Below are 25955 nucleotides of genomic sequence, written 5' to 3'. Positions count from 1 at the left end.
TCAGGGTCTACCCGAAATCGTTCTGGCGCAACGAAAACCCGAGAAGATCTGGCGCCTGATCGGATGGTCCCAGTTACGGAACGTCCCACGACAGGCAACACTGTCGGTCCCGAACGATCCCCCTCGCAACACCTTGTAGTCGCCGCCGAAGAATACCTCCGAGTACTCCCGATACGGGAAAGCCCGGAAACCCGGATACGGATGGAAACCCGAAGACGTCCACTCCCATACGTCGCCGATCAACTGCTCGACACCCGCTGCTGACGCCCCTGCTGGGTACGAGCCGACGCCGGCGGGACCGAGATGGCGTTGACCGAGATTGGCGAGATTCTCGTCTGCGGAGACGTCCCCCCACGGGAACCGTCGTGATCTTCCGGATTCCGGATCCCAGCGCGCGGCCTTTTCCCATTCGGCCTCGGTGGGAAGCCGTTTGCCTGCCCAGTTGGCGTAGGCCTCAGCCTCGTAGTAGCTCACATGCACTACCGGCTTGTCCGGCGGAACCGGAGCCTCGACACCGAAAGTCTCGTGCCACCAACCCGAATTGTCGTGTTCCCAGAACAGGGGTGCACGAAGTTTCGCGTCGACGCGATGCCGCCAACCGTCGCGAGACCACAGTTCCGGTCGGGAATACCCGCCGTCCTCGATGAATTCGACGAACTGCCCGTTGGTGACCGGGAATCTGTCGATCGCGAAGTCGGTGACATAGACCTGATGCGCAGTGCGCTCGTTGTCGAGTGCCCACGGTTCGTCGTCGGTCCCCATGACGAAGGGGCCGGCGGGAATCGTGACCTCGTCGAGTTCCGGCATGCGGGCCGCTTGCGGAGCGGGTGTCGCAACGAGTGCCGTGGGTCCCGAACGCAATTGGTGTGTCGCGAGCATGGTTTCGGCGTGTTGCTGCTCGTGCTGCGCGATCATCCCGAAGGCAAAACCGTCCACGTCGAGTTCTGTACGACCGAACGTGCTGGCTTCGAGCACATCCCAGACCTTCCCACGGACCGTACGTACGTATTCGCGCGCCTCGGCCGGGTTGAGCAGGGGAAGTGTGGGTCTCGACGATCTCGAATGCTTGAAAGCGTCGTACAGCTCGTCTATGTCGCTACGCACCGGATCGCGGCCACCGACATCGCGAACCAACCAGAGTTCCTCCTGATTACCGATGTGCGCCAGGTCCCACACGAGTGGACTCATCAACGGGGAATGCTGAGCGATCAATTCGGTATCGTCGACGCAGTCGGTGAGTAGCGTCGACCGCTCACGCGCTCGCAGAAGTACGGCCTCGACCGCTTCCTTGGTGATCTCCCCCGTCATGTGTCGCTCTCACCGGGCACTATTGCGCGACAACACCGTTCGGCTGCGGCATCGAGAAGACGAACGAACTGCGGCTCCGGCGCGTACGACGCGGCAAGCGACATCAGAGAGGTTGCAGCCGAACGCAGTTCGACATCGTCCAATCCGTACTCCGCCGCGTCCCGCCACCGCCCGGCCGTCGATGCTGCAGCATCACTGGCCTCCCGCATCACGGCAGGCCCGGACAGCAACGCATCGATCGCTGCTACCGGTACTCGCCACAGATCTCCCGGCTGCGCATCGATGTAGCGAACCTCCAGATGGCCGACGGCGCGAACCGGCGGGAACAGCGTGGACAGGTGATAGTCCAAGTCTGCCCAGACGGGTCGGCGTCCGATCTCGGCATCCACAGCGCCGTCTATCCAGTCTCCGAAAGTGGCACCCCGCGGAGCCGTCCAATCGTCACCCTCGTTTCGCACACACATCAGCGGAACATCGAGCGCCCAGCCGGCATAGTCCTGCACTTCCGGGACTGCGACAGTTCGCCATGAATCGAGTTCGAGCCACGTCCGCATGCGTTGGGACGCCCAATCTCCCTTCGGAACCCCTTGCAAGCGTGGAGAACACGCAAACGCTGCGATGAGAGCCGGGCCCATGTCCCCGAGGAGCCGCCAACGCTGGGCGATGGACTCCGGGCTGCCGCCGGCATCGACACTGATCTGTACTGCCGCGGTATTGCACATCATCAAGGTGCCGTACGGTCCTATCCCGGCGAAGCGGGATTCCATTGCGCAATAACGCGGCAGCCGGAGAATCCGGGAAGGTGGGCGGGCGACGTCGGCCGCCGCCGAACTGATTTCGATGGAGTACGGCGCGAGGAGTGTTTCGAGAGTACGACGGTCGTCGTCGAGGCAGTCACACAGTTCGCGAGCGGACGTGCGCGGCGCTGAGGAGAGTTCTATTTGTCCGCCAGGTTCTACGGTGACGAGGCTGCCACGCGGAAGCGGTGCCGCCGGTGAATCCGGGTCGATACTGGTGGGTGCATGTCGCCCGAGTGCCCTTGCCAGAGTCGCGGCTGACGGCCTCTCTCCACCGGGAACGTGGCAGGTCAGCCACTCGAGCTCAGCTCCTACCAAGCGGGGTGGCCCCTGTTTGAAGCACACACCACCGACGTAGGCCTCGGCCGCAGGACGCGAATCCACCTGCGTGGTCTGTGCTGCTGTCAACGCTGTTGTCACCATTCGACTTCCCCTTCGGGCGGTCTTCGCGGTCGCTACCGACGATAGAACGCCAACGTCCGAGATGCACCCTTTGTGGTGTTACGTGTCGTTGAATTTCTTCAGTCGTATCCACCGGTACCCACAACCGGCCAGAACAACACCTACCCCGAAAACAACCGCAATCCACGGAAGTGTGACCACCAGAACGACACAACCAGCCGCGCCGACCGCTTGCAGCCACTTCGGATACATCCGGTCCACCCCGCGCTGGCTGTACGCACTCACGTTCGCGACAAGGTAGTAGAGCAGCACTCCGAACGACGAAAAGCCGATCACCCCACGAAGATCGGTTGTCGACACCAAAACGATCACGACAGCACCGACCACAAGTTCCGCATGGTGAGGTACCTCGAACCGTGGGTGGACGGCTGACAGGGCAACCGGCAGATCACGCTCGCGTGCCATCGCCATCGCCGTACGGCTCACCCCCGCGATCAGAGCCAGCAGCGCCCCCGCCGACGCCGCAGCGGCACCGATCACCACTACGGGAACTGCCCAGTTCCACCCGGTCGCGCCCACTGCATCGGCCAAGGGCCGTGCCGAGTTCGCCAGCCGATCAGGTCCCAACGTCACCAACAGCACCACTGCTACCAGTGCATAGAGGATGACGGCGACGGTGAGAGCAATCAGGATCGCCCGCGGAATCGTGCGGCGCGGATCGCGCACTTCCTCCCCCAGCGTCGCGATCCTGGCGTAGCCGGCGAAGGCGAAGAACAGCAGCCCCGCCGATTGCAGGACTCCGTACCACGACCCGAACGCGAGATCCGGGAGCTCGCGCACTGCACCAGGACCGACGACGGCAACCAGCAGCGCTACGCACAGTGCTGTCGCCGACACAGCGACGATCACCCTGGCCATGTGCGCCGTCCGCGTCACTCCGCGGTAGTTGACTGCAACCAGCGCCGCCACCACCAATACCGCGACGGGAACACGCCAGGCGGTAGGCGCAACATACGTCGCGAAAGTCAGGGCCATTGCCGCGCAACTCGCGGTCTTCCCGATCACGAACGACCAGCCTGCGGCAAACCCCCACCAGGGTCCGAGCTGCTCACGTCCGTAGACGTAGGTCCCACCTGACGTGGGGTATCTGGCCGCAAGCTGCGCCGACGACGTCGCGTTGCAGAATGCGATGAACGCTGCAATCGCCAGGCCCACAAGCAACCCGGTACCGGCTACTGCGGCAGCGGGCGCGAACACCACGAAGACTCCGGCGCCGATCATCGCGCCGAGGCCGATCACCACGGCATCGACCGTGCCCAGCCTTCGCTCCATCGGGACAGCTTCGTTCACAGGTAGTTTGAACCACACCGACATGAACGGAAGGTGCCATGTTCGATCTCGACACGATCCGCCGCGACACTCCCGGATGCCTCGACAAGGTGTTCCTCGACAGCGCGGGATCCTCGCTCCCGCCCGAGCCGGTGCTGACCACGATGATCGAGCACCTGCGACGTGAAGCCGACGTCGGCGGATACGTCGCAGCTGCTCGTCAGAGCGGCGCCCTGGCTGCTGTTCCGCATTCGCTGGCCCGGGTCATCGGCGCTCAGGCAACCGATATCGCGTTGACGGACAGCGCGACCCGCGCGTGGAACGACTTCTTCGCCTCGGTTTCGCTCGGACCTGGTGATCGAATCCTCATCAGCGGAGTCGAATACGCGAGCAACGCCATCGCCGCCCTGGGGCGGGCGCGTTCGACCGGCGCCCACGTCGAGATCATCCCGAGCGATCAGTACGGACGCATCGACCTCGACGCACTCGAGAACATGCTCGACGATCGGGTTCGCCTCGTCTCCGTCGTCCACGTCCCCACCAACGGCGGCCTGATCAACCCCGTTTGCGAGGTCGTCGAATTGGCCAGAGCCCATGGCTCTCTCGTTCTGCTCGACGCGTGCCAGTCCTTCGGCCAGTTGCCCATCGACGTCACCGAACTCGGCATCGACGCCCTCAGCGCCACCGGCCGCAAGTGGCTCCGCGGGCCACGCGGAACCGGATTTCTGTACGTCCGCCCCGGACTCGTCGACGCGCTCGAACCTGCTGCGATGGATCTGCACGGAGCGGAATGGACGAGCGAGAACAGCTTCGTCCCTGCACCGGACGCAACACGATTCGAACTCTGGGAGACGAGTGTCGCTGCGCGCCTGGGTCTTGGCGTCGCCGCCGATTATCTGCTCTCGATCGGCACCGACACGGTGTGGGCACAGATCGAATCCAGAGCAGTCGCGCTGCGGCAAGGGCTGGCATCGATTCCCGGAGTCGACGTCCACGATCGAGGGACCCAGCTGAGCGGCATCGTTTCCTTCACCGTCGAAGGTATTTCCGAGCACCTCGTGCGGGATCAGCTTGCAGCACAGAACATCACCGTCACCGTCAGCGGTCGCGGGTCCACGCTCCTCGACATGGATGCACGCGGGCTCGACGCCGTGGTTCGCGCATCGCCGCACTACTTCGTCGACGAAGCGGACCTGGACGCATTCCTTAGCGCGGTCAGGAGATTACAAACCTCCCGTTGACCGGGACCACACCTGATCCGCGGAAGTCGAAACTGCAACTGTGTGGCGATCAGTAGTTTCGTCTTCCGAAAGGACGCTTCGCATGGCCGACCCGACCGTCAGACCGATCTCCGCTGCAGACATCACCACCTGGGACTACGAGGCCGACGTCGTCGTCGCGGGATACGGCATCGCCGGCGTCACCGCTGCGATCGAAGCAGCGCGTGCGGGCGCCGAGGTGCTCGTCCTGGAGCGGACGGGCGGTTGGGGCGGAGCCGCGTCACTGGCTGGTGGATTCATCTACCTGGGCGGTGGAACGCCGTTGCAGAAGGCGTGCGGGTTCGAGGACTCGGTCGAGAACATGAAGACGTTCATGAAGGCAGCGCTCGGCCCCGGAACCGACGACACGAAGATCGACGCGTACTGCGAGGGCAGCGTCGATCACTACAACTGGCTCGTCGACGCCGGGGTCCCGTTCAAGGAATCGTTCTGGGGTCAGCCCGGCTGGGAACCGCCGTACGACGACGGCCTCATGTACTCGGGCGGCGAAAACGCCGCACCGTTCAACGCGCTCGTCGATCCCGCGCCTCGCGGACACGTCCCGCAGATGAGCGAGAAGAAGACCGGCGAGCAGGGCGGCGGCTACATGCTGATGAAGCCACTCGTCGAGACGGCCGAACAGCTCGGTGTCCGTGCAGAATACGATCTGCGTGTCCAGACTTTGGTGGTCGACGGCGATCGGGTCGTGGGAGTTGTCGCGAAGCGCTACGGCAAGGACGTCGCGATTCGTGCCCGCAAAGGCGTCGTGCTTGCGATGGGCAGTTTCGCGTACAACAACGAGATGGTGCGCTCGAACGCACCGCGTATCTTCGGCCACCCGGCGGCCTCCATCGAGGCGCACGACGGCCGCGCAATCCAGATCGGTCAGGCCCTGGGCGCCGACACCGCACACATGGACGCCACCGAGGTCGCGTTCTTCTGCGACCCACAGTTGATGGTGCGCGGCATTCTTGTCAACGGCCGTGGTCAGCGATACATCCCCGAAGACACCTACCCGGGCCGCATCGGACAGGCAACACTGTTCCAGCAGGACAACCAGGCATTCCTCGTGATCGACGAAGCTGCGTATGACGAAGGCATGAATGCCGAATCGTCCAGTGCGCAGTTGCGGGCGCAGCCGACCTGGGTGGCGGAAACCGTCGAGGAACTCGAAGCCGAGATGGGGCTTCCCGCCGGATCGCTGCAATCGACTGTCGACCTCTACAACCGTCACGCGGCTGAAGGGTCCGACCCGGTGCTCGGCAAGAAGTCCGAGTGGGTCAAGCCGATCGTCGGCCCGTTCGCGGCAATCGATCTACGTGGCCGCACAGGCGGATTCACGCTGGGAGGATTGAAGACAACCGTCGATTCCGAGGTTCTGCACGTCTCGGGTGCGCCGATCCCCGGACTGTTCGCGGCAGGCCGTTGCACGTCCGGTGTTTGCGCAGGTGGTTACGCCAGCGGAACCAGTCTCGGCGACGGCAGCTTCTTCGGACGTCGTGCCGGAATCAGCGCAGCGCGCTAGGTCACCACAACCCGCACGCCGTCGGCAAAGCGGTACGGCTGAGTCTGCAGAACCGCGCCGAGGTGTTTCCTCAATCTGGACACCTCGGCGCGCACTGCCACCACATGCTCGCGATCACCGAAGAGCACTTCGCTCAGGCCTGCGGCATCCACGCCAGCCGATCCCACAGCTGCCAGCGCACGCAAGATCTGAGCGTGACGCGGCGAAAGCGCGCGCGTCCAGTTTGCATCACCACGCACCGTCACCTGCGGCGATGCACCGAGGGACAGCTCGAGCTCGATCACCGGCCCGCCGACGCCGGTGCGCAACAGCCAGCCGTCACCGAGCGGCTCAGGCAGACACATCCCAAGACCTGGCACGATGACGGGCTTTCCCGCACTGGGTGCCGCCACGCGGTCAGGTGCGGCAATCCCGCTGGCGCCGGCCACCCAGCCGAACTCGTCGACCACCAATGCCGGACCCGTGCCCGCCGCGAACAATGGCGCCGCCCGCGAGCGCAGGCGATCGAGCTGAGCTGCATGCTCGCGCCACAGCGTCGCCTCCGCGAGGCGAACCGCGGTGCGAACCAGCGCGACAGTGGTGGGATGCACCGAGGCTGCGGACCCGCTGATGTCCACCACACCCAGGATCTCGCCTGTCCGGGGGTCGTGCACAGGCGAGCCGGTACATGACCAATTGTGATGCGTCGGCGCATAGTGCTCGGCCGAGAAGAGTTGCACCGCAGAATCTTCGATCAGCGCGGTACCGATCGCGTTGGTACCCACCGACTGCTCCGACCAGCGCGCGCCTTCGGCGAACCCGAGTGCGTCCGCCGCTCGTTTGACGGTCTTCGCCCCTTCGCGCCAGAGCAGGACACCGTCGGCGTCGGCAACGACCACGATGAAGCCCGCGTCCTCGGCGACCTCGGTGAGCGTAGTTCTCAGTTCGGGCAGAACGCTGCGCAGCGCGGTACGCGAACGCCTCGACTCCAGCTCGGAGAAATCGGCGACAGCGGACGCGCCGCAATGATCGGGCGCGAGCCCACCCGCGGCCACCCGCGACCACGACCGCGCCACGACGGTCCGCGGCTGCGCCGGTGGTTCCTGCCCCGAGAGAACTGCGTAGTGCACCCGGCTCAGTAGGCGCGCATGCTGCGACAGGTCGGTACCCGGCACGACGGCACCGAGCCGACTGCCTTCGGGAGCGCTCCCCACGGTGGTCACTCCGTCAGGCTACCGCTTTCGATGTGACGCGAACCACGTCCACACGGCCAGGTCCCCACCACCTGCGATTAGCGGCGGGGAGCAAACTCCGGTAACGTATCCAAAGTTGTCTCGGCGAGGGTGAATCGCAGCAGTTCCACACGTTGCAGGTTTACCGTGATCGACGCGGCTACGGCTCAGCTCGAGCGTTTCGCTCCTGGCCGTGTGCGCGCCTGTCCGCCTTGCCGCAGGCAAAACCACACGTCAGTAAACCGAGCACGAACCCCGTGAGTTGTAGGAGCCGTTTCATCATGTCTGAAGAAAACAACCTCGTCGCCGTCGTCCGCACCGAATTCGGCAAGGGCGCAGCTCGCCGCGCACGTCGCGACGGCCAGGTCCCCACGGTTCTGTACGGCCACGGCGAAGATCCCCGCCACCTCAACGTGCCGGCTCGCGACTTCGCTCGCATCCTCCGCGCACAGGGCACCAACGCCATCCTCACCCTCGACATCGAGGGCACGGAGCAGGTTGCACTGACCAAGTCGGTCGTCGTGCACCCCATCCGCAGCTACATCGAGCACGCTGACCTCCTCGTCATCAAGAAGGGCGAGAAGGTCACCATCGACGTTCACGTCGTAGTCGTCGGTGACGCTGCTGCAGGCACCATGGTCGCGCAGGATGCATCGACCATCTCCATCGAGGCAGACGCCCTCCACATCCCCGAGCAGATCGAGGTCTCGGTCGAGGGCCTCGAAATCGGCACCCAGATCCTGGCAAGCCAGCTCGAACTGCCCGCCGGCTCCGTCCTGCAGGCTGACGCCGACACCCTGATCGTCAACGTCGTTGCTGCACCGACCGAGGCTGACCTCGAAGAGGGCGCAGAAGCTCCCGCCGCCGACGAGGCTGCAGAAGAGGCCTGATCCTCTCGGTTCCAACAGAACTCACTGCGCGCGGCGCGTCATTCCGATTCGGAGTGACGCGCCGTTCGTGCGTAGCAGGAAAAAACAAGCCAGAAAGTAGCGTCCGTTGAGCACAGATACCGCCCTCGTCATCGGCCTGGGTAATCCCGGCCCGCAGTACGAGAAGACCCGGCACAACGTCGGCTTCATGGTCGCCGGCACCCTTGCCGGGCGCATGGGCGGAAAGTTCAACGTACACAAGAAGAGTGGCGCCGAAATCGTCGAAGGTCGCCTCGCCGGACGACGCGTGATTCTCGGAAAACCACGCTCGTACATGAATCTCTCGGGTGGCGCGGTCGCCGGTCTCGCGCGATTCTTCTCGGTCGATGCCGCGAACATCATCGTCGTCCACGACGAACTGGATCTCGATTTCGGGACCATCAGACTCAAACTCGGCGGCGGCGAAGGCGGACACAACGGTCTGCGGTCCATTTCGAGTTCGTTGACCACCAAGGACTACCTGCGCACGCGCGTCGGGATCGGTCGCCCGCCGGGCCGCATGGACCCGGCGGACTACGTTCTCAAGCCGTTCTCGTCCACGGAGCGAAAAGAACTCGATCTCGTGTGCGAAGAAGCTGCGGATGCAGTCGAGCTACTGCTCGAACTCGGGCTCGAAGCCGCACAGAACCGCTTGCACTGACAGTCAGTTACCCAGCAGGGCAGCCGAATTGGCGCGGCGGAGCTTTCCCGACGACGTCTTCGGAATACTGCCGGGGCCCAGAACCGCAACGGCGCGAGGTCGGACACCGACGTCGGCAACCACGGCGTGGACCACTTCGCGCTCGATGCGCTTGACCTCTTCCGGATCTTCGAAAGCGTTGGTCTCGACGGCGACCGCAAAGCTCTCACGCTTCTGGCCGGCATCGAGACGGATTGCGACGGCATTTCCCGGGCGCACACCGGCAACGCTTCCTGCCGCCCGTTCGATGTCTGTGGGGTACACGTTCCGGCCGCCCATGATGATGACGTCTTTGACTCGCCCGCACACCACGACCAGTCCTTCTTCGGTGAAGTACCCGACGTCACCGGTATCGAGCCAACCGTCGGAGTCCTGCGCCGGCTTGTGACCTTCCACCGTGACGTAACCAGGGGTCACTGCCTTGCCGCGAACCTCGATGATTCCGACGCCGCGGGCCGGAAGCACCTGGCCGTCGCGGTCGACGATGCGTCCCTCGAGGTCAGGCACCATCTTTCCGAGTGTGGCGAGGGCACGAGCGTTGGGGCGATTGGACGGCACCGCCCGAGACATCGACTCGAGGAAGTCGGGATCGACGTAGTCGAGGACCTGACCTTGATCGGGATCCGGAATCGACACGGCGAGCGTGGTTTCCGCCATTCCGTACACGGGAGCGAGCGCGGTCGGGTTCAAACCGAAACGCGCACCGGCCTCGGCGAGGGCATCCATCGTGTCGGGATCCACCGGTTCGGCGCCGTTCCACATGTATCGGACGCTGGACAGGTCGACTGCCCCGTCTTCTGCCTGTGCGAGTCGACGAGCCAAGAGCGAGTACGCGAAGTTCGGTGCGGCGGTGACAGTTCCGCCGTACTTGCCCATGAGTTCCGCCCACAGCACCGGGGTGCGCAGGAAATCCATCGGCGTGATGCTGATGACCTCGGCGCCCACCTGCATCGGAACCGTCAGGAAGCCGACCATGCCCATGTCGTGGAAGAGCGGAAGCCAGCTCACCATCACGTCGTCCTCGATGGAGAACTTGATGCGGTTGATCATCGCGTACGCATTTGTGTAGAAGTTCTCGTGCGTGATCTGCACGGCCTTGGGCGAACCGGTGGAACCTGACGTCAACTGTTGGAGTGCGATATCCGATTCGGCCGTCTCCACGGGATCGATCGACGTTCCGCCACGAAGCTCGTCCACCGTCACGACGGTGATGCCACGCTCTTCGAGGAGTGGCTTGGCCGCGTCGAAGGGCGCACCCAGGATGACGGCTTTTGCGGAGATCATGTCGATCACCGTCTCGGTGTCCTGAGCCCAGACGCCCAGATCCGTTCGGGGGGTCGGCTGATGCAGCATCGTCACCGACGCACCGCGCATCCACGTCGCCTGGCAGGCAGGCGCGATGTCGACGGGCTGTCCGGCGAGAATGCCGATCGCGACGCCGCGATCGATGCCGACCTCGGCCAGGCCACCGGCCATGCGCCGAGCTTCCTGGTGGATGTCGCCCCAGGTCTGACGGAAAGCGTTGTCGGGCTCTCCCGTCACCAGGCCGCGGTCGGTGACTGCGGCGGTCGCGTACATCTCTTCGGTGAACTTGCTCAACGCAACTCCTCGGTCAGTGTCACTCTTCGATTCAGTGCAACTCTTCGCAGGACACAAATGGCTGTGTGTTCGAACACACACATACATTGATAATCAGCGATCGTTCGCCGAGTGTTACGCCGCAGTGGCTACTGCCTCGTGGTCTGCGAGTATCCTTTCTCTGTTGTGCTGCCGCACTCTCCACCTGTCCGCGCACCGGCACGTCGCCGGCACCGACGCCCACTTCGAGAGGTTCTTCGTTGACTACCCCGTCCGACTCGACCGTCCCTTCCGACTCGACTGTCCAGTCCGACACCGAAGGCCCCGATTCAACCGAGAGCGGGTCGGTCGCGGTCACGACGACGACCAAGGGCTTGTCCGCCGAGGCGGAGCGTCGCCGCACCTTCGCCGTCATCTCGCATCCTGACGCCGGTAAGTCGACACTCACCGAAGCGCTGGCACTGCACGCGAAGAAGATCTCCGAGGCTGGTGCCGTCCACGGCAAGGCCGGCCGCAAGTCGACGGTCTCGGACTGGATGGAGATGGAGAAGGCCCGCGGCATTTCCGTCAGTTCCACCGCACTGCAGTTCAACTACCACTCGTCCGAGACCCCGGACGAGCAGATCAACGTCATCAACCTCGTCGACACCCCCGGTCACTCCGACTTCTCCGAGGACACGTACCGCGTCCTGACCGCCGTCGACGCAGCCGTCATGCTCATCGACGCTGCCAAGGGCCTCGAACCGCAGACGCTCAAGTTGTTCCAGGTGTGCCGTCACCGCGGCATTCCGGTCATCACGGTCATCAACAAGTGGGACCGTCCCGGCCAGACTCCTCTCGAACTGCTCGACGAGATCAGCGAACGCATCGGCCTCACGCCCACTCCCCTGTACTGGCCCGTCGGCATCGCCGGCGACTTCCGAGGACTGTTGCGGCGCGGCGAAGACGGTGAGGCTCGCGAGTACGTCCGCTTCACCCGTACCGCAGGCGGCGCGAAGATCGCCCCCGAAGAGGTCATGGACGCCGACGCGGCGCTCGCCAAGGAAGGCTCCGAGTGGGAGACCGCGGCCGAGGAGAGTGAACTGCTCTCCGCTACCGGCCAGGACCACGATCAGGAGATGTTCCTCGCCGGTCAGACGTCCCCGGTGATCTTCGCGTCCGCGATGCTCAACTTCGGTGTCCGCCAGATCCTCGACACTCTCGTCGAATTGGCGCCGCCGCCGCGGGGCCGCGAAGACCTCAGCGGCAAGCCGCGCGAGGTCACCGATCCGTTCAGTGCGGTCGTCTTCAAGGTGCAGGCCGGTATGGACACCGCGCACCGTGACCGTCTGGCGTTCATGCGCATCGTCTCCGGCGTGTTCGAGCGCGGCATGGTTGTCACACATGCTCAAACCGGCAAGCCCTTCACGACCAAGTACGCGCAGACGGTATTCGGCCGTGAACGTTCCACCGTCGAATCCGCGTTCCCCGGCGACGTCGTCGGCCTCGTCAACGCCACCGCACTCGCACCCGGCCACACGCTGTACACCGAGAAGAAGGTGGAGTTCCCGCCGATCCCGTCGTTCGCGCCGGAACACTTCTCGATCCTGCGCGCCGAAAGCGCCGGCAAGTACAAGCAGTTCCGCCGTGCAGTCGATCAACTCGATTCCGAGGGCGTCGTCCAGATTCTCCGCAACGACATCCGCGGCGACGCCTCCCCCGTCATGGCTGCTGTCGGCCCGATGCAGTTCGAGGTCGTCGCAGCGCGCATGAAGGCCGAGTTCAACGTCGAGGCCAAGATGGAACCGCTCGGCTACGCATTGGCCCGCCGTACCGACGCCGCGTCCGAGGTCGAACTGAACCGTCAGCGCGGTGTGGAGGTCTTCACCCGATCCGACGGTGTCCTGCTCGCCCTTGTCAGTGACAAGTGGCGCCTGCAGTACATCCAGAAGGAACTCCCGGATCTGACGCTCGAACCCCTCGTCGCTGCTGCGGACTGATGAGCCTGATCGAGGCGCTGTTCGACGCTGAACTGCACATCGGCAGCGCCACGATTCTCTGGCGAGAGATCATCGGAAACGCGTTCGGAATAGGCTCCGCGATCGCGGGCGCGCGACGCTCGGTATGGGCGTGGCCTGTCGGTATAGCCGGAAATGCCTTGTTGTTCACGGTCTTCATGGGCGCACTTTTCCACACGCCGCAAGAGCTCAATCTCTACGGCCAGGCCGGCCGTCAGTTGTTGTTCATCACCGTCAGCGTCTACGGGTGGACCCAGTGGCGACGTGGGGCACGTGACTCCGGTCGCGCAGTCCTGCCCCACTGGGCGACAACTCGCGAGCGCGTCGCCATGATCGCCGTCATGGCAAGCGGCACAATCGCTTTCGCCTGGATCTTCGACCTTCTCGGCTCGTACGGAGCGTGGGCGGAGGCCTGGATCTTCACCGGCTCGATCCTCGCGACGTACGGGATGGCACGCGGCTGGACCGAGTTCTGGCTCATCTGGATCGGCGTCGACGCTGTCGGCGTTCCCCTTCTATTCCGGGCCGGGTACTACCCGTCGGCGATCCTCTATCTGGTCTATGCATTCTTCGTTCTGTGGGGCTTCGCGATGTGGCTGCGCATTCAACGCCGAACTCCACAAGGGGTGTAACAGTAAACAGACTCCTGGTATGTTTGCGTCGATTAAGCAAACCAGCGGTCTGTTTACGGGCATCAGGAGCGAACAATGGAAGACAAGAATTCTCACGGAATAACGGGCCCCAACGGTTCCGGCAACGGATCGAGAGCCAGTAGTTCCGCGAGTAATGGTTCTGCGAGCAACCTTCCCACGGGTAACGGTTCTGCGAGCAACCTTTCCACGAGCAACGGTTCCAGCAGTGCCACCGCCACAGCGGATTTTCTGTCGACCGCACCCAAGCAATCGGATGCATTCACGTTTCCGCTTCCTACCCGAACCACGGCCGCACACAGCAGCGGAGAGGACCTTTCAGTGCCAGCTTCAACACGCGAATCATCGAGGACACTCGAGACTCGGAGTCGCACCGTCGTACGGCGCGACGCGATGGGCGTAGCCGCCGTTCGAGTGGCCGGTCGACTCACCCACACCGAACTCATCGCGAATCAGGCCTCACCCTCGAGCACGCATTCCTCCGATCCCACGATGGATCTGGACGAGTTGCTCACGATGCTCGGCAGCTACCTGTTGTCCTCGGGGTTCGAACATCCCGAAATCCACGCCAAGCTCGGTGGACAGTCGATCGTCGTCAACCTCGTGTCGCCGGAGATCAGCGCCAGCTGAGCTCGACCCAGCTGTTCAGGGCCACAGCACTGCTCGTGTCCATGCTCGGTCCGAGCCGCGCCGGTACAACCATCGCTGATGCCGACGCCCGGAGTCTGCCTGCCAGAACTCGACAGACTCCGGCTCGAGGCACCACGCACGCCAGTCCTTCGACACGAACCCCGGGTCGTCACTGATTCTTGCTTCCGCAGCGGCCACTGAGGCGTCGTACGCCCCTAAGTCTTCGAGCACCTCGCTCTGCTTACTTGCCGTCGCCACCGCCCTCGCAGTGACGGAGCGTTCGACGAAGTCTCGGCTTCGAAGTGCGTCGTCGCCCTCGCGAACCAACCCGCGAATCCGGACCTGCTGGCCCGTCTCACGCCAGTAGAAGGCGAGCGATGCTCGCGGATTTTCTTTCAGCTCAATGCCTTTCGGCGAAGCAGCTGAACCCGAAAACCAGAACCCACCCTCGGTCACGTCCTTGAGGATGAGGAAGCGGGAATCGGGCATACCGTCACTGTCGACGGTCGCGAGCGCACACACGTGTGGCTCGACGACACCGAAGGCCACGGCCGCACGGAGCCAGTCGAGGAACAGCTCTCCCGGCTTTTCCGGAAAATGTTCAGGCGCGGGCGGCGGAGTTCCGGTCAGTGCGGGGATACCGCGAATCCACGTCCGTACGTCAGGCAGCGAAAAATCTGCATCAACCATGAGCCGACTCTAATCGCGGGCGGCCTCAGGAGACGTTGCGAACTACCGAGTCGCCGAACGACGGTTGCTGCAGCAGCGCCCACTTGTTGGACGTCAATCGGAAACTCGGCATGTCGGCGAGCGCCACCACCGATTCCCAGGTCCGCTCGTAGCTCGTGTGGGAGATTCGCCATTCACCGTCGCTGCAGCGGGTGTATCTGTCGTGATAGAAGGCCGATCCGCGAAGAAGCATGCCGTCTTCGGGGATCACCACAGTGTCCGCGAGGCACCAGATCCCGGTTGCGGTGTCTCCATCGACGTCGATCTCGGGTTGCCCGCACTGATGTTCGGTGATGACGTGTGATCCGAGGGTGTTCTCGAGGAAGGAGACGAACGAATCTCGGGAATCGAAACTGAGTTGTTCTCCGTAGATCGCGGTGGCGTCGACGGTCAGAGTGTCGGCAAATTCGACCCACGATTTGGTGTCCAAGGCGCGTGCGTATCGGTACTTGAGTCTTTGGATGAGAACAATCGCTTCGAGATCCATGATCCCCGCCTCCCGGTGCAGCAACCACCCGTCCTATGTGTGCACATTAGCCTGTATCACGCCGAAACGGGCATTACTCTCAAAGCTAGTAGAAATGTCAGCCGATAACACGCTTTTCCAGGCCGTCGAGCATGATCGTGATCTTCTCGTCCAACCAACCTCGCCCGTGCCACGTCGATTCGTCGCCGATCCCCTCGACCAACGACTCCGACGCATTCCAACTCTCCTGATACGCCTGGCGCGCAGAACGCGAATCCGCGGAGCTCACGGTCTTGTCCATTGCCGCCATCATTGCGAACTGCGTCATGGTCACCTCGGAGATGAAGTCCACCGCCAGGACCGCGTCGTGTGGTGTGAAACCCTGGGCAGTCAACGAACCGACCAGTTTCTCCACGATCTCGATTATCGCCGGTGGCGTGCCCGGAACTGCGAGACCGACCTGGGCTAGACCTGGATAGCGCTCGAACGAGGACCACAGAACGTCGCACAAATCCGTCAGAAACCCACGCCACGGACGATCCGTGTCCGGCCATACAGTCTGACGCACAACGTGATCCGCACAAGCCCGCAGCAGCGCTTCACGGTCCGCGAAGTAGCGATAAAGTGCAGAATGGCTGACGCCCAGACGTTTTGCCACACTCGGCATGGTCAATTCACTCAGATCACCAGCCAGGGCGGCCTCGACGATGTCCACTGTCGACAACGTCGGCGGCCGCCCCGTCTTCTTTCCGGTTTGCATTCTGCTCAGCCTGCCACCTGCTCAGCCCGCTACCAACCGCCATCCCGACGCACGGTGGCGCTGGTTCCAGAACGCGGCGTAGTTCCCACCGGCTGCGAGCAGAACTTCGTGGGTTCCCACTTCGACGATCGATCCGTCGTCACCGAGCACGATGATCTGGTCTGCGGCCACGACGGTAGACAGTTTGTGAGCGATCACGAGCAGTGTGCTTTCACTGGCGAGTTCCTGCATCGCACGCTGTACATGGGCCTCGTTCTCGGGATCGAGCGCGGCCGTCGCCTCGTCGAGCAGAACGATAGGCGCGCGTTTGAGGAGTGCGCGCGCGATGGAGACCCGCTGCCGCTCTCCACCGGACAGTGCCGTCCCGCCCTCACCGACGCGGGTGTCCCAACCCCGCGGAAGTCGCTCGACGATTTCCGCGACGCCCGCGATCCGAGCCACGTCGAAGACCTCATCGTCCGTGGCTTCGGGGCGACCGAGGCGGATGTTCGCGATCAACGTGTCGTCGAAGAGGTACACGTCCTGGAAAACCAAGGACAACTGCGACATCAGATCGGCACTCGTGAGGTCCCGCACATCGACGCCGCCGACACGTACCACCCCCGAGTCGACGTCGTAGAAGCGCGAGATCAGCCGAGTGACGGTGGTTTTGCCAGACCCTGACGGACCGACCAACGCCGTCAGCGACTTCCGCGGCACCTCGAAGGAGATGTCCCGCAGCACCTGCCCACCGTCCGCGTAGCCGAAGTCGACGGCGTCGAACTGCACGGCCGTCTCCCCCGTCGGCTGCCCGCTGGTATCGGGTTCTACCAATGGTTCCACTTCGAGGATCTCGGACATCCGACGGATTTCGTTGCGTGCCATTCTGATTGCACCGCCGAACTCGCCGATCTCACCCAGCGGTTGGATGAACCGTGCGGTCAGGCCGAGTAGCGCGATCAACGTGACAGGGTCGATGTCGCCGCCGAGCGCGAGGAATGCACCCAGGATGATCACTGCAGAGAAGACGAATTGCAGGGCGATCCCGTTGACCACGGACCCGATCACCACGAACCACAGTTGTGAACGACCCGCAGTGTGTTGCGCTTCGATCGCGTCGTCGAGCGGTTCGTACACCCCGTGTGTGCGTCCGAAAGCACGCAGGACCGGTTGGCAACGAGCGTATTCGAGCACTCGATTGTTCGATTCGACGGCTGCGGCATGTGCCCGATCGTCGGCCTTGGCAGTCATCGTCGAGGCAAATCTTGCTGCCGCGAACAGAATCGGAACGCTGACCATCAGTGCCAACCCGAGCCGCCAGTCGAAGAACAGCATGCACACGACAATGGTTGCCGGGCTGGCAATTCCGGAGATGATCGGTGTCATCAGGTGCGCAGCCGCCCCCATCACCGAGATGGTGCCCTTGCTGGCAACCTGCGATACCTGGCCGAGTCGGCCGGCGCCGAACCAGCCGAGCGGCAGAGTGACGAGATGATCTCCCAGGCGCAGATGCATAGTCCTCAGCAGCGTGAGGGCCGACTCGAATCCCTTCATCGCCTGCAGGTAATGCGCAATCGAACTGATCACGGCGCACACGGCCATAGCGGCGAGCCACCGAAGGAAACTGCCCCAGTCCTGATCGAACAGTGCCTGCACCGCCGGGACCAGTAGCGCCACTGCCAAACCTTGCATCACGCCGTACAACACTGCCCACACCAAGAACTCGCGATAGCGGCCCTGATTCTGCGGGCCGAGTATCCGGAAGAGGTCGCGAATCATGAGTTGGCCTTTCCTGCTGCGTCAGACATACCAGCGATGCTGTCGGCCCGACTGTGACTCGCCCACATCCGGGCATAGGTTGAACCACTCGCCACAAGCTGATCGTGCGTGCCCTTCTCCACGATCCGTCCGGCGTCGAGGACCACGATCTGATCGGCGCTCACGATCGAAGCCAACCGGTGCGCGATCACCAGCACGGTGCGGCCGACCGTCAAGCGCGACAACGCCTCCTGGATATCGGCTTCGGACTCCGGATCGGCGAAAGCGGTTGCTTCGTCGAGCACGAGAACAGGAGTGTCCGCGAGAATCGCACGCGCTATGGAGACCCTTTGGGCTTCACCACCCGAGAATCTGGCGTCGACCCCGACTACGGAGTCGTAGCCTCTCGGGAGCGCTTCGATTCGGGTGTCGATCTGCGCGGCTGCGGCAGCGGCCTTCACCTCGGCCGCAGTCGCCTGCGGTCGGGCAAGCCGAATGTTGTCGAGCACGGTCGCTTCGACCAGCTGCACGTCCTGCAGAACGAATCCGACGTGGCGGTACAGCTCGTCGGTCGCCACGTCCCTGACGTCGGCACCACCGATGGCCACGGATCCGGCACGCACGTCGTGGAACCTCGGAACCAGCGTTGCCAGCGTCGACTTACCCGAACCCGAAGGTCCGACCAACGCCGTCACCGTGCCCTCCGGCAGCGTCAGATCGATGTCGGTCAGAACGTCGGCGCCGTCGTCGTAGGCGAAAGAAACTCCGGAGAATCGAACTTCATTCCCCGCGGGACTTTTCGGATGATCGGTTTCCGGCAGCGCCTCGGTCGAGAACAGCGCAATCAGTCGCGCCGCAGCGGCGGCTGCCTCTCGGCGAGCCTGCATACCGAAACCGATGGTCGTCACCGACACCGGAATCACCATCGCGACAAGAGAACTGGTCAGCACATCGATGGGTGACACCCATCCGGAGTGGACGAACCACGAGCCGAGGCCAAGGTTGACCACCAGCACTACCGGTGCGCTCAATGCAATCGAGGCCAGCGCCTCGGTCCGGAGCATCGGGCGAACCCAGCCCTCGTACGAGAGTGCAAATGCCTTGGCGGCGTCGCGGTACCGGGAGTGTGACTGCTTGTCCTGACCGAAGGTCTTGACCACTGCGATACCGGTGACGAACTCGACGATGGTGTTGCTGATGGCCGCGATGCCCTCATTCATCCGGCTCATCTTGACGGCCATGTCCTTGGTCATCATCGCGTAGGCGATCATGTAGATCGGGAGCGTGGCAATCGCAACCAATCCCAGACGCCAGTCGATCGAGATCACGTAGCCGAGTCCGACGAGCGGCACTGCGATGGCTCCGGTGGTCTCGACGGCACTGTGCGCAACCAGGTAATGGAGATCGGAGATGTCGTTCTGCGCGGCTTTGCGCACGGTTCCGGACGAGTGGGAGGTGAACCAGCCCAGGGGAAGTCGACCGAGAGTCGCTGCGATTCGACGCCGCAGCACCGCCTGCAGATTCACATCGGCGAAGTGCGTCACGATCAACGCACCGCCTCCGAAGAACGCACGCATACCCAGACCGAAGACGACCACCCACACGATCGTCCAGACACGGGACGAGTCGACGTCACCGCCCACGATCAGCGTCTTACCCAGTTCGGCGATGGCCACGTACGGCACGATGGCTGCGACCGCGGCGATCACCTGCATCACCATCGCGATGGTGGTCCGCGTGCGCACTGGAGCAAGGAGTTCGCGAAGCGCGCTCTTGTGCTCCGCCGCTTCAGCTTTGGCTTGCGAGGCTTCGGCCGCCGCTCCTTGTGATACGTCGGCCTCTTCAGATGAAATGTCTGTTTTCGTGGCCTGTGTCGTCGTCATTTCGAGAACGCCTTCCATCGGGTAACTGCGTCGGCGTCGGATGCGATGCGTCCTTGGAGTTCCGCGCCGGTGAGTGTGCGATCGGCAAGTGCCTCGAGGTCTTCGAGGATCCAGTAGACCGCGAAGGGATAACTGCCGAACCAGAGTTCGCCGCTGACGTCTGCCGTGCGCCCGGCCTGCACCGCAGGGATCTCGTTGAACAACGGATTTGCGTGTACCAGTGCGCCGTCGTAGATGTTTCCCGAGGTCACGACCATCGCGTCCGCCGCGTGCTGCCCGACCTCCTCGCCCGACACCGAAGACGTGGCAACACCTGTGTTCGGTCCGATCTTCGCGTCGAGTTCGGCTTGTGGACGCCTGAAACCGGCTTCCTCGATGATCGAGGACATCGGCGACTGTGGGATGACGGTGTAGATGCCGCCGGAGAATCCCACCAGCACGGACAACGTCTGCGGTTGCGCCTCGACCGTTCCGGATACTTCGGCAAATTTGGTCTCGAGCCTCGACACGATTTCGCGAGCTTCGGACTCTCGACCCAGAGCAGTCGCCGCGGTATTCAGAACTTCGCGCCACGGCGCCGCATAGGCGAGCACCGTCGTCGGGGCAATCTCGTTGGCCTGAGCCGTGATCGACGTCAACGACCCGACGTCACTGAGCAGGATTCTGTCAGGATCGACTGCTGCGATCTGTTCGACGTCGGGTGACTCGAAGAACGTCGGTTTGTCGATGACCTCTATGCCCTCGCTCTGCAAGATCTCCTTCGCCGCCTGTGATTGCAGGGTGGCAAAGACCGTATCGGGCTTGACCCCAAGTGTGAGCGCGTTGAGTGCTGCGAACTCGTCCAGTGCGAGCAACTTCTGTGGCGCAGGCGCGGCAGAGGACTCGTGTGCCGCTGCGTCGGCGTCATCGACGCCCGAGGAGCAACCGACAAGGGCCGTTGCTGTCGCTGCGAGTGCCGTTGCTCGCAGGCCCCACTGCTGCCGCATCCTTCTCTCCCTGCTTTAGTTACACACTGTCTCGATTAGGGGAGCCTACAATAACTCAGGCCGTTTGTGCAGCCCTCGTCACCGGAAGTGCAAACGCCGGCAGACACGCGACAACACTGATGACTGCGCCCATCACGAACGCCGCCCCGAACGAATCACCGGAAATACCGATCGCCAGGACTGCTGTGGTCACCGGCGCACCCACCGCCGATCCCACGGTCCTGATCACGCTGTTGACACCACTGGCCGCTGCCATCTCCGATGGCGGCACGATCGAAGCAACCAACAGAGCACAGACCGCGAACCCCACGCCGTTCCCCAACCCGACGAGGGAGAAGAACAGCACGATCGCAACCACCGAACTCGGCCAGATTGCAAGTCCGATCGCGCCCGTCGCCATGAGTGCCAGCGCTGTCACCGCCGGTACTCGCGGCCCGTATCGCCGCGCGAGAGCCGGCGTCAAACGCCCGCCGAGAAAGACGAGTACAGCGGCAGGCAAGAGCGCCAACCCGGTCTGCACGACAGTGAATCCGCTTCCGTACGTGGACGTGTCCGGCGCCTGGAGGATCCGCGGCAGGCAGAGGTAGAAGATGTACGGCACGAATCCGAACACCAGAGTGAGTGCGCTGGTGATCATCATCGGCTTGTCCCGAAAGACTCGCATGTCGACAATCGGCGCGTCGTGGCGGGAATCGACGGCAATCAGTGTCGCGAACGAAACGAACGCGATCACAACCAGACCCCAGAATCCGAGCGACAGAACTCCCCAGTCGGAGGCTTTGGTGATCGCCAGGAGCAGGCTCACCAACCCGAACGCCAGTGCTCCGGCACCGGCCCAGTCCGTCGGCATACCCGGCCGGCGATGCGAACCCGGAACCACGGCCACCACCGCGACCAATGCGAGCACGATCAAGATCCCGGTGATCACGAACAACCACTGCCAACTGAGATACTCGAGAATGACACCGCCGATCACCAGTGCACTTCCGGCACCGATTCCCAAAGTCCCAGCGAGCCAACCTATCCCCGAAGACAACTCGGGGCCCACTACCGTTCTCCGCAGCACTGCCATCGCGAGCGGGAAGCTCGCCATACTCACTCCCTGGACGGCCCGAACGACGAGCAGCACCCCGATGTTCGGCGCTGCCGCGGCGGCGAATGTGGCGAGGGCAAAGATGATCAGAACGATCACCAGAACTCGCTTGTCGCCGAACCGGTCACCCATTGCCCCGACGATCGGAGCCATCACCGCGGCCGCCAACAGATAGGACGTAAGAATCCACCCGGTCACCGCCACGGACGTGTCGAAATGCTCACCCAACACCGGCAACGCCGGTACCAGCATCGTCTGCATGAGCGAGTAGACGAGTACCGCTCCAGCCAGGGCTGCGATCACCCGGCTCCCGGATCGCGTGGGCGCCTCTGCCAAGGTCGTCATCGACACCTTCCTCCAATCATGAATCGAATCGGAACGGAACACTCCGTTCCGATTGAGTAAACCATGCATTGCTAGCCTGTGGGAATGGCGAAAGAGAATGCGAGCCTCCCCGGACGCGCCCGAGAAGCCGCAGACAACGACGTCACCGTGCTGCGAGCGGCGCGCGAGATTTTTGCCGAACAGGGTTGGAATGCACCGGTATCGGCGATTGCCGCACGGGCCGGAGTGGGCGTCGGCAGCATCTATCGCCGATACCGAGGCAAGGAGGAACTGGCGCAATCCCTGCGCGTCTGGGCGATCGATCACCTCGCCACCCTTGCCCGAGAGTGCGTGAGCACCGCGAAAACCGATGAAGCCGTATTGAAGACGTTCTTCTCGCGATATCTCACCGAATCGGTGGGACCGCTCATTCCGGTCCTCGGCGGCAGGTTGCCTGAACACGCCGAAGTCACTCGTGCCGCCGAAGAATTGGAGGCCGCACTGCAATCCATGGTCGACGTCTGCATCGACGCTCACGAAGTCCCGCCCGGCTTCACTGCTGCAGACGTCATGCTCATGACAGTGCATCTGCGGCCGACTCTGCCGATCGATGGCGATCGAGCCACCGAAATACACACGCGTTATCTCGATTTCATGCTCGACGGACTTCGTGGCGGAACACCTCAACCGTCGATCACTCCCCCATCCTGGAGCGAATGGCTTCAGATGTGGCAGGGCACCTGACCCGGAGAACACCCGAACGGAACATCAGGTTAGGCTTACCTAGCTTAGTTCGCCATGTTCGGAAGGTTTTCATGAAACTCACCCGCCGGTTCGCCGGATTCGCCGCACTACCCGCCGTCGCCGCACTCCTACTCACCGGTTGCGGAAGTAGCGACGCATCGCCTTCTACCGAGACCAGGTCCGCCGACCAGTCCTGGAGTTACACAACGGGATACGGAAACACGATCACCCTCGATCACGCCCCGGAGCGGATCGTCGTCGACGCGTATTCCGCTGCTGCGCTGTGGGACTACGGTATTCGGCCGGTCGGCATCTTCGGTTACGGCGTCGGCAATCCCGACGTCACCGATCATGCCGACGAGTCGACCATGACGGTCGTCGGCCGTGAAGGCGAACTCAGCGCGGAAGCACTTGCGGCACTGGACCCCGACCTCGTCATCGGGTACGGCAACAGTGACGACCCGACGCGATGGACTTGGTGGGACGAGCCGATGGGCAACACCGTCAACAATGTTGCACCGTTTGTCGGCGTCAAGTTCTCCGGAGCCTCGACACCGGACGTATTGAGCGAATACGCCGCACTCGCCGAAGCTCTCGGCGGGAACACCGACACAGCCGCAGCACGCGAGGGCAAGGAAGCATTCGAATCCGGTGCAGAGCGCATCCGAACTGCCGCGGCCAAGGTCGACGACATCGAAGTCCTCGCCCTGAACGGTGACAGCTCCGAGTTGTACGCAGGCACAACGGCGCTCGCCCAGTTCGGTTATCTGAAAGAACTCGGTGTGAAGTTCACCGGACCGGGAGGCGACAAAGGCTGGGCCGACCTCAGCTGGGAGCAGGTCCCGGATTACCCGGCGGACATCGTGTTCCAGTTCGCGAAGTCGGCAGAAGCATTCGCAGTATCACCCGTGTTCGTCAAGCTGCCCGCGGTGACCGCGAACCAGGTGATCGACTTCGACGACAAGCGTCCCAACACCTACGCCAATTACGGCGCCTGGTTCGAGCAGGTTGCACAACTACTCGACCAGGCCCGCAACGTCGCCTGAATTACTGCCCAGCAGTGATTCGCCCGGCCGCTTCCTCGAGAACGTCGAGGAAGATGGCCGCGGTGAGCGCAAATCCTTGGTTGTATCGCGCGTCGCTGGTCAACACGTTGCCCGCTTGAACTGCAGGCAACCGCTGCCATGTCGGCTGCGTCTTGATCGCGTCGAGTGCTTCCTGATCGCGAGCTTGGGCGATGATCACATCCGCCGGAGCCAAGGTGTCGAGTTGCTCGAACGACAACTCGAACGAGTTCTCTGCATTGTCGTCGTCACGGAAGAGCACGTCCAGGCCGGCATCGATTGCAACACTGATCCGCAGATTCCGCTGATGCACAAGGAATCCGGTCGGCGTCTGAACGCCCAACACGATCTTCTTTCCGCCCAGCTTCTCCTGCAACATGGGTCGCAGTCTCGCGAGCTTGTCGTCGTACTCCGCGATGGAAGCCTCGGCGATTGCCACACGGTCGAGTTGGCTCGCCTGCGCTATCAGCGCACCTCGCCAGTCGACCGGGTGTCCGGCGATCGGTTCGACGTCGTCGCCGACCACCAACAGTGGCGCGATCGAAGACAAGCGCTCGGTGCCGTACCAGTCACTCGTGTAACCGATCGCAGTGATCACGATCAGATCGGGTTCGAGAGCGAGCAGAGCCTCGAAATTGGTGGAGAAATCGCCGGCTACGTTGACGAAGCTCGCGTCCTCGATGGTGCGGCCGGGAAACTGGAATCCTGCCTTGGCATCGGGGAACCAGAAGTTCCCCGAACCGACGATCGGGTAGTCCATCATCATCGCGAATTCGAGGTCGACGCGTCCGTCCAGCACCACAACGCGCTTGGGGTCGCGCGGAACGTCGCCGCTGAACTCGCCCCACGTGTACGGGAGAGTGTCACTGGCCGCGTCCGACTCGGCATCGGAAGTTCCACACGCACTCAGCGCCAGTGCTGCAGCCACACCGGCTGCGCCACCGAAGAATCGGCGCCGTGAAATGCGGTCGACGATCTGAGCCCACTCCGAATCGGTGACCTGCGTATCCAGGAAGAGTTTCATACCTTTGCTCCTTCGATGTTTCGCTGACGCTCGCGTCCCAGCGGAATGACAAGTGGTGTGTGGGAAACCGGATCGTCGATGATGCGGCACGCCATGCCGAACACCTCCTGCACCAGTTCTTCGGTGATGATCTCCGCGGGCGGGCCCTCGGCGACCACGGCGCCGTCCTTCATCGCGATGATGTGAGTTCCGTAGCGGCACGCGTGATTGAGATCGTGAAGCACAGCCACCAGCGTGTGCCCGTCGTTCTCGTTCAGATCGCGGCACAACTCCAGAAGCTCGATCTGATGCGCGATGTCGAGGAACGTCGTCGGCTCGTCCAGCAGCACCAACGGAGTCTGCTGCGCGAGAACCATAGCGACCCAGACACGTTGGCGCTGACCACCGGACAGTTCGTCGACCGGCCTGGCAGAGAGATCCGTGACCTTGGTTGCCTCCATCGCCTTGATGACGGCGGCCTCGTCCTCTCGCGACCACTGACGGATCAGCTTCTGATGCGGATAACGTCCTCGCGCAACCAGATCGGCGACCTTGATGCCGTCCGGGGCGATCGACGTCTGCGGCAGAAGCCCGAGCCGCCTCGCAACTTCCTTGGCCGGGTACGACGTGATCGCTTTGCCGTCGAGGAGAACCTTGCCGGTGGTCGGCTTGAGCAACCGGGACAACGCACGCAGAAGTGTCGACTTGCCGCAGGCGTTGGGACCGACGATGACGGTGAAGCCACCGTCGGGGATCTCGACGTCGAGGTGCTCCGAGATGACGCGCTTGTCGTACCCGATCGTGACGTCCTCGGCGCGAAGCCGATTCGTCTTCTCAGCCACGACGCCCGCCGCACTTGCCTCGTTCACGCT

The 25955-nt window shown here is 63.2% G+C and carries 24 protein-coding genes; 9 read left to right on the top strand and 15 right to left on the bottom strand.

Annotated elements, in window-relative coordinates; genetic code table 11:
• The 3 genes from egtB to CPI83_RS08625 form a co-directional block, all read right to left on the bottom strand.
• Entirely contained in the window at positions 1–1308 is a 1308-nt protein-coding gene (gene egtB / locus CPI83_RS08635; protein ID WP_097387089.1) for an ergothioneine biosynthesis protein EgtB, read from the bottom strand.
• Positions 1305–2528: an ergothioneine biosynthesis glutamate--cysteine ligase EgtA gene (gene egtA, locus CPI83_RS08630; RefSeq protein WP_097387088.1), complete on the bottom strand. Its 1224-nt coding sequence runs from the start codon at positions 2526–2528 to the stop codon at positions 1305–1307. Before egtA ends, egtB begins: the two co-directional genes overlap by 4 nt.
• Positions 2529–2606: 78 nt before the next feature.
• Positions 2607–3881 (bottom strand): APC family permease, encoded by a 1275-nt coding sequence (locus tag CPI83_RS08625; protein WP_046378959.1) that lies wholly within the window; start codon positions 3879–3881, stop codon positions 2607–2609.
• Positions 3882–3895: 14 nt separating this feature from the next.
• On the opposite strand from CPI83_RS08625, the gene CPI83_RS08620 reads away from it, so the two are divergent.
• Positions 3896–5077, top strand: coding sequence for an aminotransferase class V-fold PLP-dependent enzyme (locus tag CPI83_RS08620; RefSeq protein ID WP_047888913.1), 1182 nt, complete (start codon positions 3896–3898; stop codon positions 5075–5077).
• A gap of 82 nt (positions 5078–5159) precedes the next feature.
• Entirely contained in the window at positions 5160–6620 is a 1461-nt protein-coding gene (locus tag CPI83_RS08615) for an FAD-dependent oxidoreductase (protein ID WP_097387087.1), read from the top strand.
• Here CPI83_RS08615 and CPI83_RS08610 read toward each other — a convergent pair.
• The gene (locus CPI83_RS08610; RefSeq protein WP_232816887.1) at positions 6617–7822 is read right to left on the bottom strand and encodes a GAF domain-containing protein; all 1206 of its coding nucleotides are present in this window, start codon (positions 7820–7822) and stop codon (positions 6617–6619) included. The two genes, CPI83_RS08615 and CPI83_RS08610, sit on opposite strands and share 4 nt — an antisense overlap.
• A gap of 290 nt (positions 7823–8112) precedes the next feature.
• On the opposite strand from CPI83_RS08610, the gene CPI83_RS08605 reads away from it, so the two are divergent.
• Together CPI83_RS08605 and pth are read left to right on the top strand one after the other, a co-directional pair.
• Positions 8113–8721: a 50S ribosomal protein L25/general stress protein Ctc gene (locus CPI83_RS08605; RefSeq protein ID WP_020908579.1), complete on the top strand. Its 609-nt coding sequence runs from the start codon at positions 8113–8115 to the stop codon at positions 8719–8721.
• A gap of 106 nt (positions 8722–8827) precedes the next feature.
• The gene (gene pth, locus CPI83_RS08600) at positions 8828–9400 is read left to right on the top strand and encodes an aminoacyl-tRNA hydrolase (protein ID WP_003946229.1); all 573 of its coding nucleotides are present in this window, start codon (positions 8828–8830) and stop codon (positions 9398–9400) included.
• A gap of 3 nt (positions 9401–9403) precedes the next feature.
• Here the strand turns inward: pth and CPI83_RS08595 are convergent, their stop codons facing one another.
• Positions 9404–11038 (bottom strand): fatty acyl-AMP ligase, encoded by a 1635-nt coding sequence (locus CPI83_RS08595; RefSeq protein ID WP_097387086.1) that lies wholly within the window; start codon positions 11036–11038, stop codon positions 9404–9406.
• Between the two features lie 239 nt (positions 11039–11277).
• Here CPI83_RS08595 and CPI83_RS08590 point away from each other — a divergent pair, with 239 nt between their 5' ends.
• Together CPI83_RS08590 and pnuC are read left to right on the top strand one after the other, a co-directional pair.
• Positions 11278–12996, top strand: coding sequence for a peptide chain release factor 3 (locus tag CPI83_RS08590; RefSeq protein ID WP_007728924.1), 1719 nt, complete (start codon positions 11278–11280; stop codon positions 12994–12996).
• On the top strand, positions 12996–13646 hold the full coding sequence (gene pnuC, locus CPI83_RS08585; RefSeq protein ID WP_019744670.1) for a nicotinamide riboside transporter PnuC: 651 nt from the start codon (positions 12996–12998) through the stop codon (positions 13644–13646). The genes CPI83_RS08590 and pnuC overlap by 1 nt, the downstream gene beginning before the upstream one ends.
• A 92-nt stretch (positions 13647–13738) precedes the next feature.
• On the opposite strand, the gene CPI83_RS31405 is transcribed toward pnuC, so the two are convergent.
• Positions 13739–13930, bottom strand: a complete 192-nt coding sequence (locus CPI83_RS31405) for a hypothetical protein (protein WP_306294056.1) — start codon at positions 13928–13930, stop codon at positions 13739–13741.
• Positions 13931–13985: 55 nt separating this feature from the next.
• On the opposite strand from CPI83_RS31405, the gene CPI83_RS31400 reads away from it, so the two are divergent.
• The gene (locus CPI83_RS31400; RefSeq protein ID WP_283301934.1) at positions 13986–14294 is read left to right on the top strand and encodes a hypothetical protein; all 309 of its coding nucleotides are present in this window, start codon (positions 13986–13988) and stop codon (positions 14292–14294) included.
• A 15-nt stretch (positions 14295–14309) separates the two neighbouring features.
• Here the strand turns inward: CPI83_RS31400 and CPI83_RS08575 are convergent, their stop codons facing one another.
• The 7 genes from CPI83_RS08575 to CPI83_RS08545 all read right to left on the bottom strand — a co-directional run bounded on the left by CPI83_RS08575 (position 14310) and on the right by CPI83_RS08545 (position 22293).
• On the bottom strand, positions 14310–14984 hold the full coding sequence (locus CPI83_RS08575) for a pyridoxal 5'-phosphate synthase (protein WP_046378961.1): 675 nt from the start codon (positions 14982–14984) through the stop codon (positions 14310–14312).
• Positions 14985–15009: 25 nt separating this feature from the next.
• Positions 15010–15510: a nuclear transport factor 2 family protein gene (locus CPI83_RS08570; RefSeq protein ID WP_020970307.1), complete on the bottom strand. Its 501-nt coding sequence runs from the start codon at positions 15508–15510 to the stop codon at positions 15010–15012.
• Positions 15511–15607: 97 nt separating this feature from the next.
• Positions 15608–16249 carry a TetR/AcrR family transcriptional regulator gene (locus tag CPI83_RS08565; RefSeq protein WP_069146388.1) on the bottom strand — a complete coding sequence of 214 codons (642 nt, stop codon included), beginning with the start codon at positions 16247–16249 and terminating at the stop codon, positions 15608–15610.
• Between the two features lie 21 nt (positions 16250–16270).
• Complete coding sequence (locus CPI83_RS08560; protein ID WP_069146389.1) at positions 16271–18007, bottom strand: ABC transporter ATP-binding protein; 1737 nt, start codon at positions 18005–18007, stop codon at positions 16271–16273.
• Positions 18004–19869: an ABC transporter ATP-binding protein gene (locus CPI83_RS08555; protein WP_232816886.1), complete on the bottom strand. Its 1866-nt coding sequence runs from the start codon at positions 19867–19869 to the stop codon at positions 18004–18006. The genes CPI83_RS08560 and CPI83_RS08555 overlap by 4 nt, the downstream gene beginning before the upstream one ends.
• Positions 19866–20855 (bottom strand): ABC transporter substrate-binding protein, encoded by a 990-nt coding sequence (locus CPI83_RS08550; RefSeq protein WP_097387084.1) that lies wholly within the window; start codon positions 20853–20855, stop codon positions 19866–19868. The genes CPI83_RS08555 and CPI83_RS08550 overlap by 4 nt, the downstream gene beginning before the upstream one ends.
• 55 nt (positions 20856–20910) lie before the next feature.
• Positions 20911–22293 carry an MFS transporter gene (locus tag CPI83_RS08545; RefSeq protein ID WP_060939780.1) on the bottom strand — a complete coding sequence of 461 codons (1383 nt, stop codon included), beginning with the start codon at positions 22291–22293 and terminating at the stop codon, positions 20911–20913.
• 84 nt (positions 22294–22377) lie between these two features.
• Between CPI83_RS08545 and CPI83_RS08540 the strand changes: the two genes are divergently transcribed.
• Both CPI83_RS08540 and CPI83_RS08535 read left to right on the top strand, forming a co-directional pair.
• Positions 22378–23016 (top strand): TetR/AcrR family transcriptional regulator, encoded by a 639-nt coding sequence (locus CPI83_RS08540; protein ID WP_092763152.1) that lies wholly within the window; start codon positions 22378–22380, stop codon positions 23014–23016.
• Between the two features lie 71 nt (positions 23017–23087).
• Positions 23088–24062 carry an ABC transporter substrate-binding protein gene (locus CPI83_RS08535; RefSeq protein WP_020970313.1) on the top strand — a complete coding sequence of 325 codons (975 nt, stop codon included), beginning with the start codon at positions 23088–23090 and terminating at the stop codon, positions 24060–24062.
• Between the two features lies 1 nt (position 24063).
• Here CPI83_RS08535 and CPI83_RS08530 read toward each other — a convergent pair whose 3' ends face one another.
• Together CPI83_RS08530 and CPI83_RS08525 are read right to left on the bottom strand one after the other, a co-directional pair.
• Positions 24064–25104 (bottom strand): ABC transporter substrate-binding protein, encoded by a 1041-nt coding sequence (locus tag CPI83_RS08530; RefSeq protein WP_097387083.1) that lies wholly within the window; start codon positions 25102–25104, stop codon positions 24064–24066.
• The gene (locus tag CPI83_RS08525; protein ID WP_044479581.1) at positions 25101–25952 is read right to left on the bottom strand and encodes an ABC transporter ATP-binding protein; all 852 of its coding nucleotides are present in this window, start codon (positions 25950–25952) and stop codon (positions 25101–25103) included. The genes CPI83_RS08530 and CPI83_RS08525 overlap by 4 nt, the downstream gene beginning before the upstream one ends.
• Between the last annotated feature and the right edge of the window lie 3 nt (positions 25953–25955).

Source organism: Rhodococcus sp. H-CA8f (assembly GCF_002501585.1).
Lineage (GTDB): Bacteria > Actinomycetota > Actinomycetes > Mycobacteriales > Mycobacteriaceae > Rhodococcus_F > Rhodococcus_F erythropolis.
The sequence above is the reverse complement of the archived record's forward strand: the minus strand, read 5'-3'. Positions and strand labels throughout refer to the sequence as shown.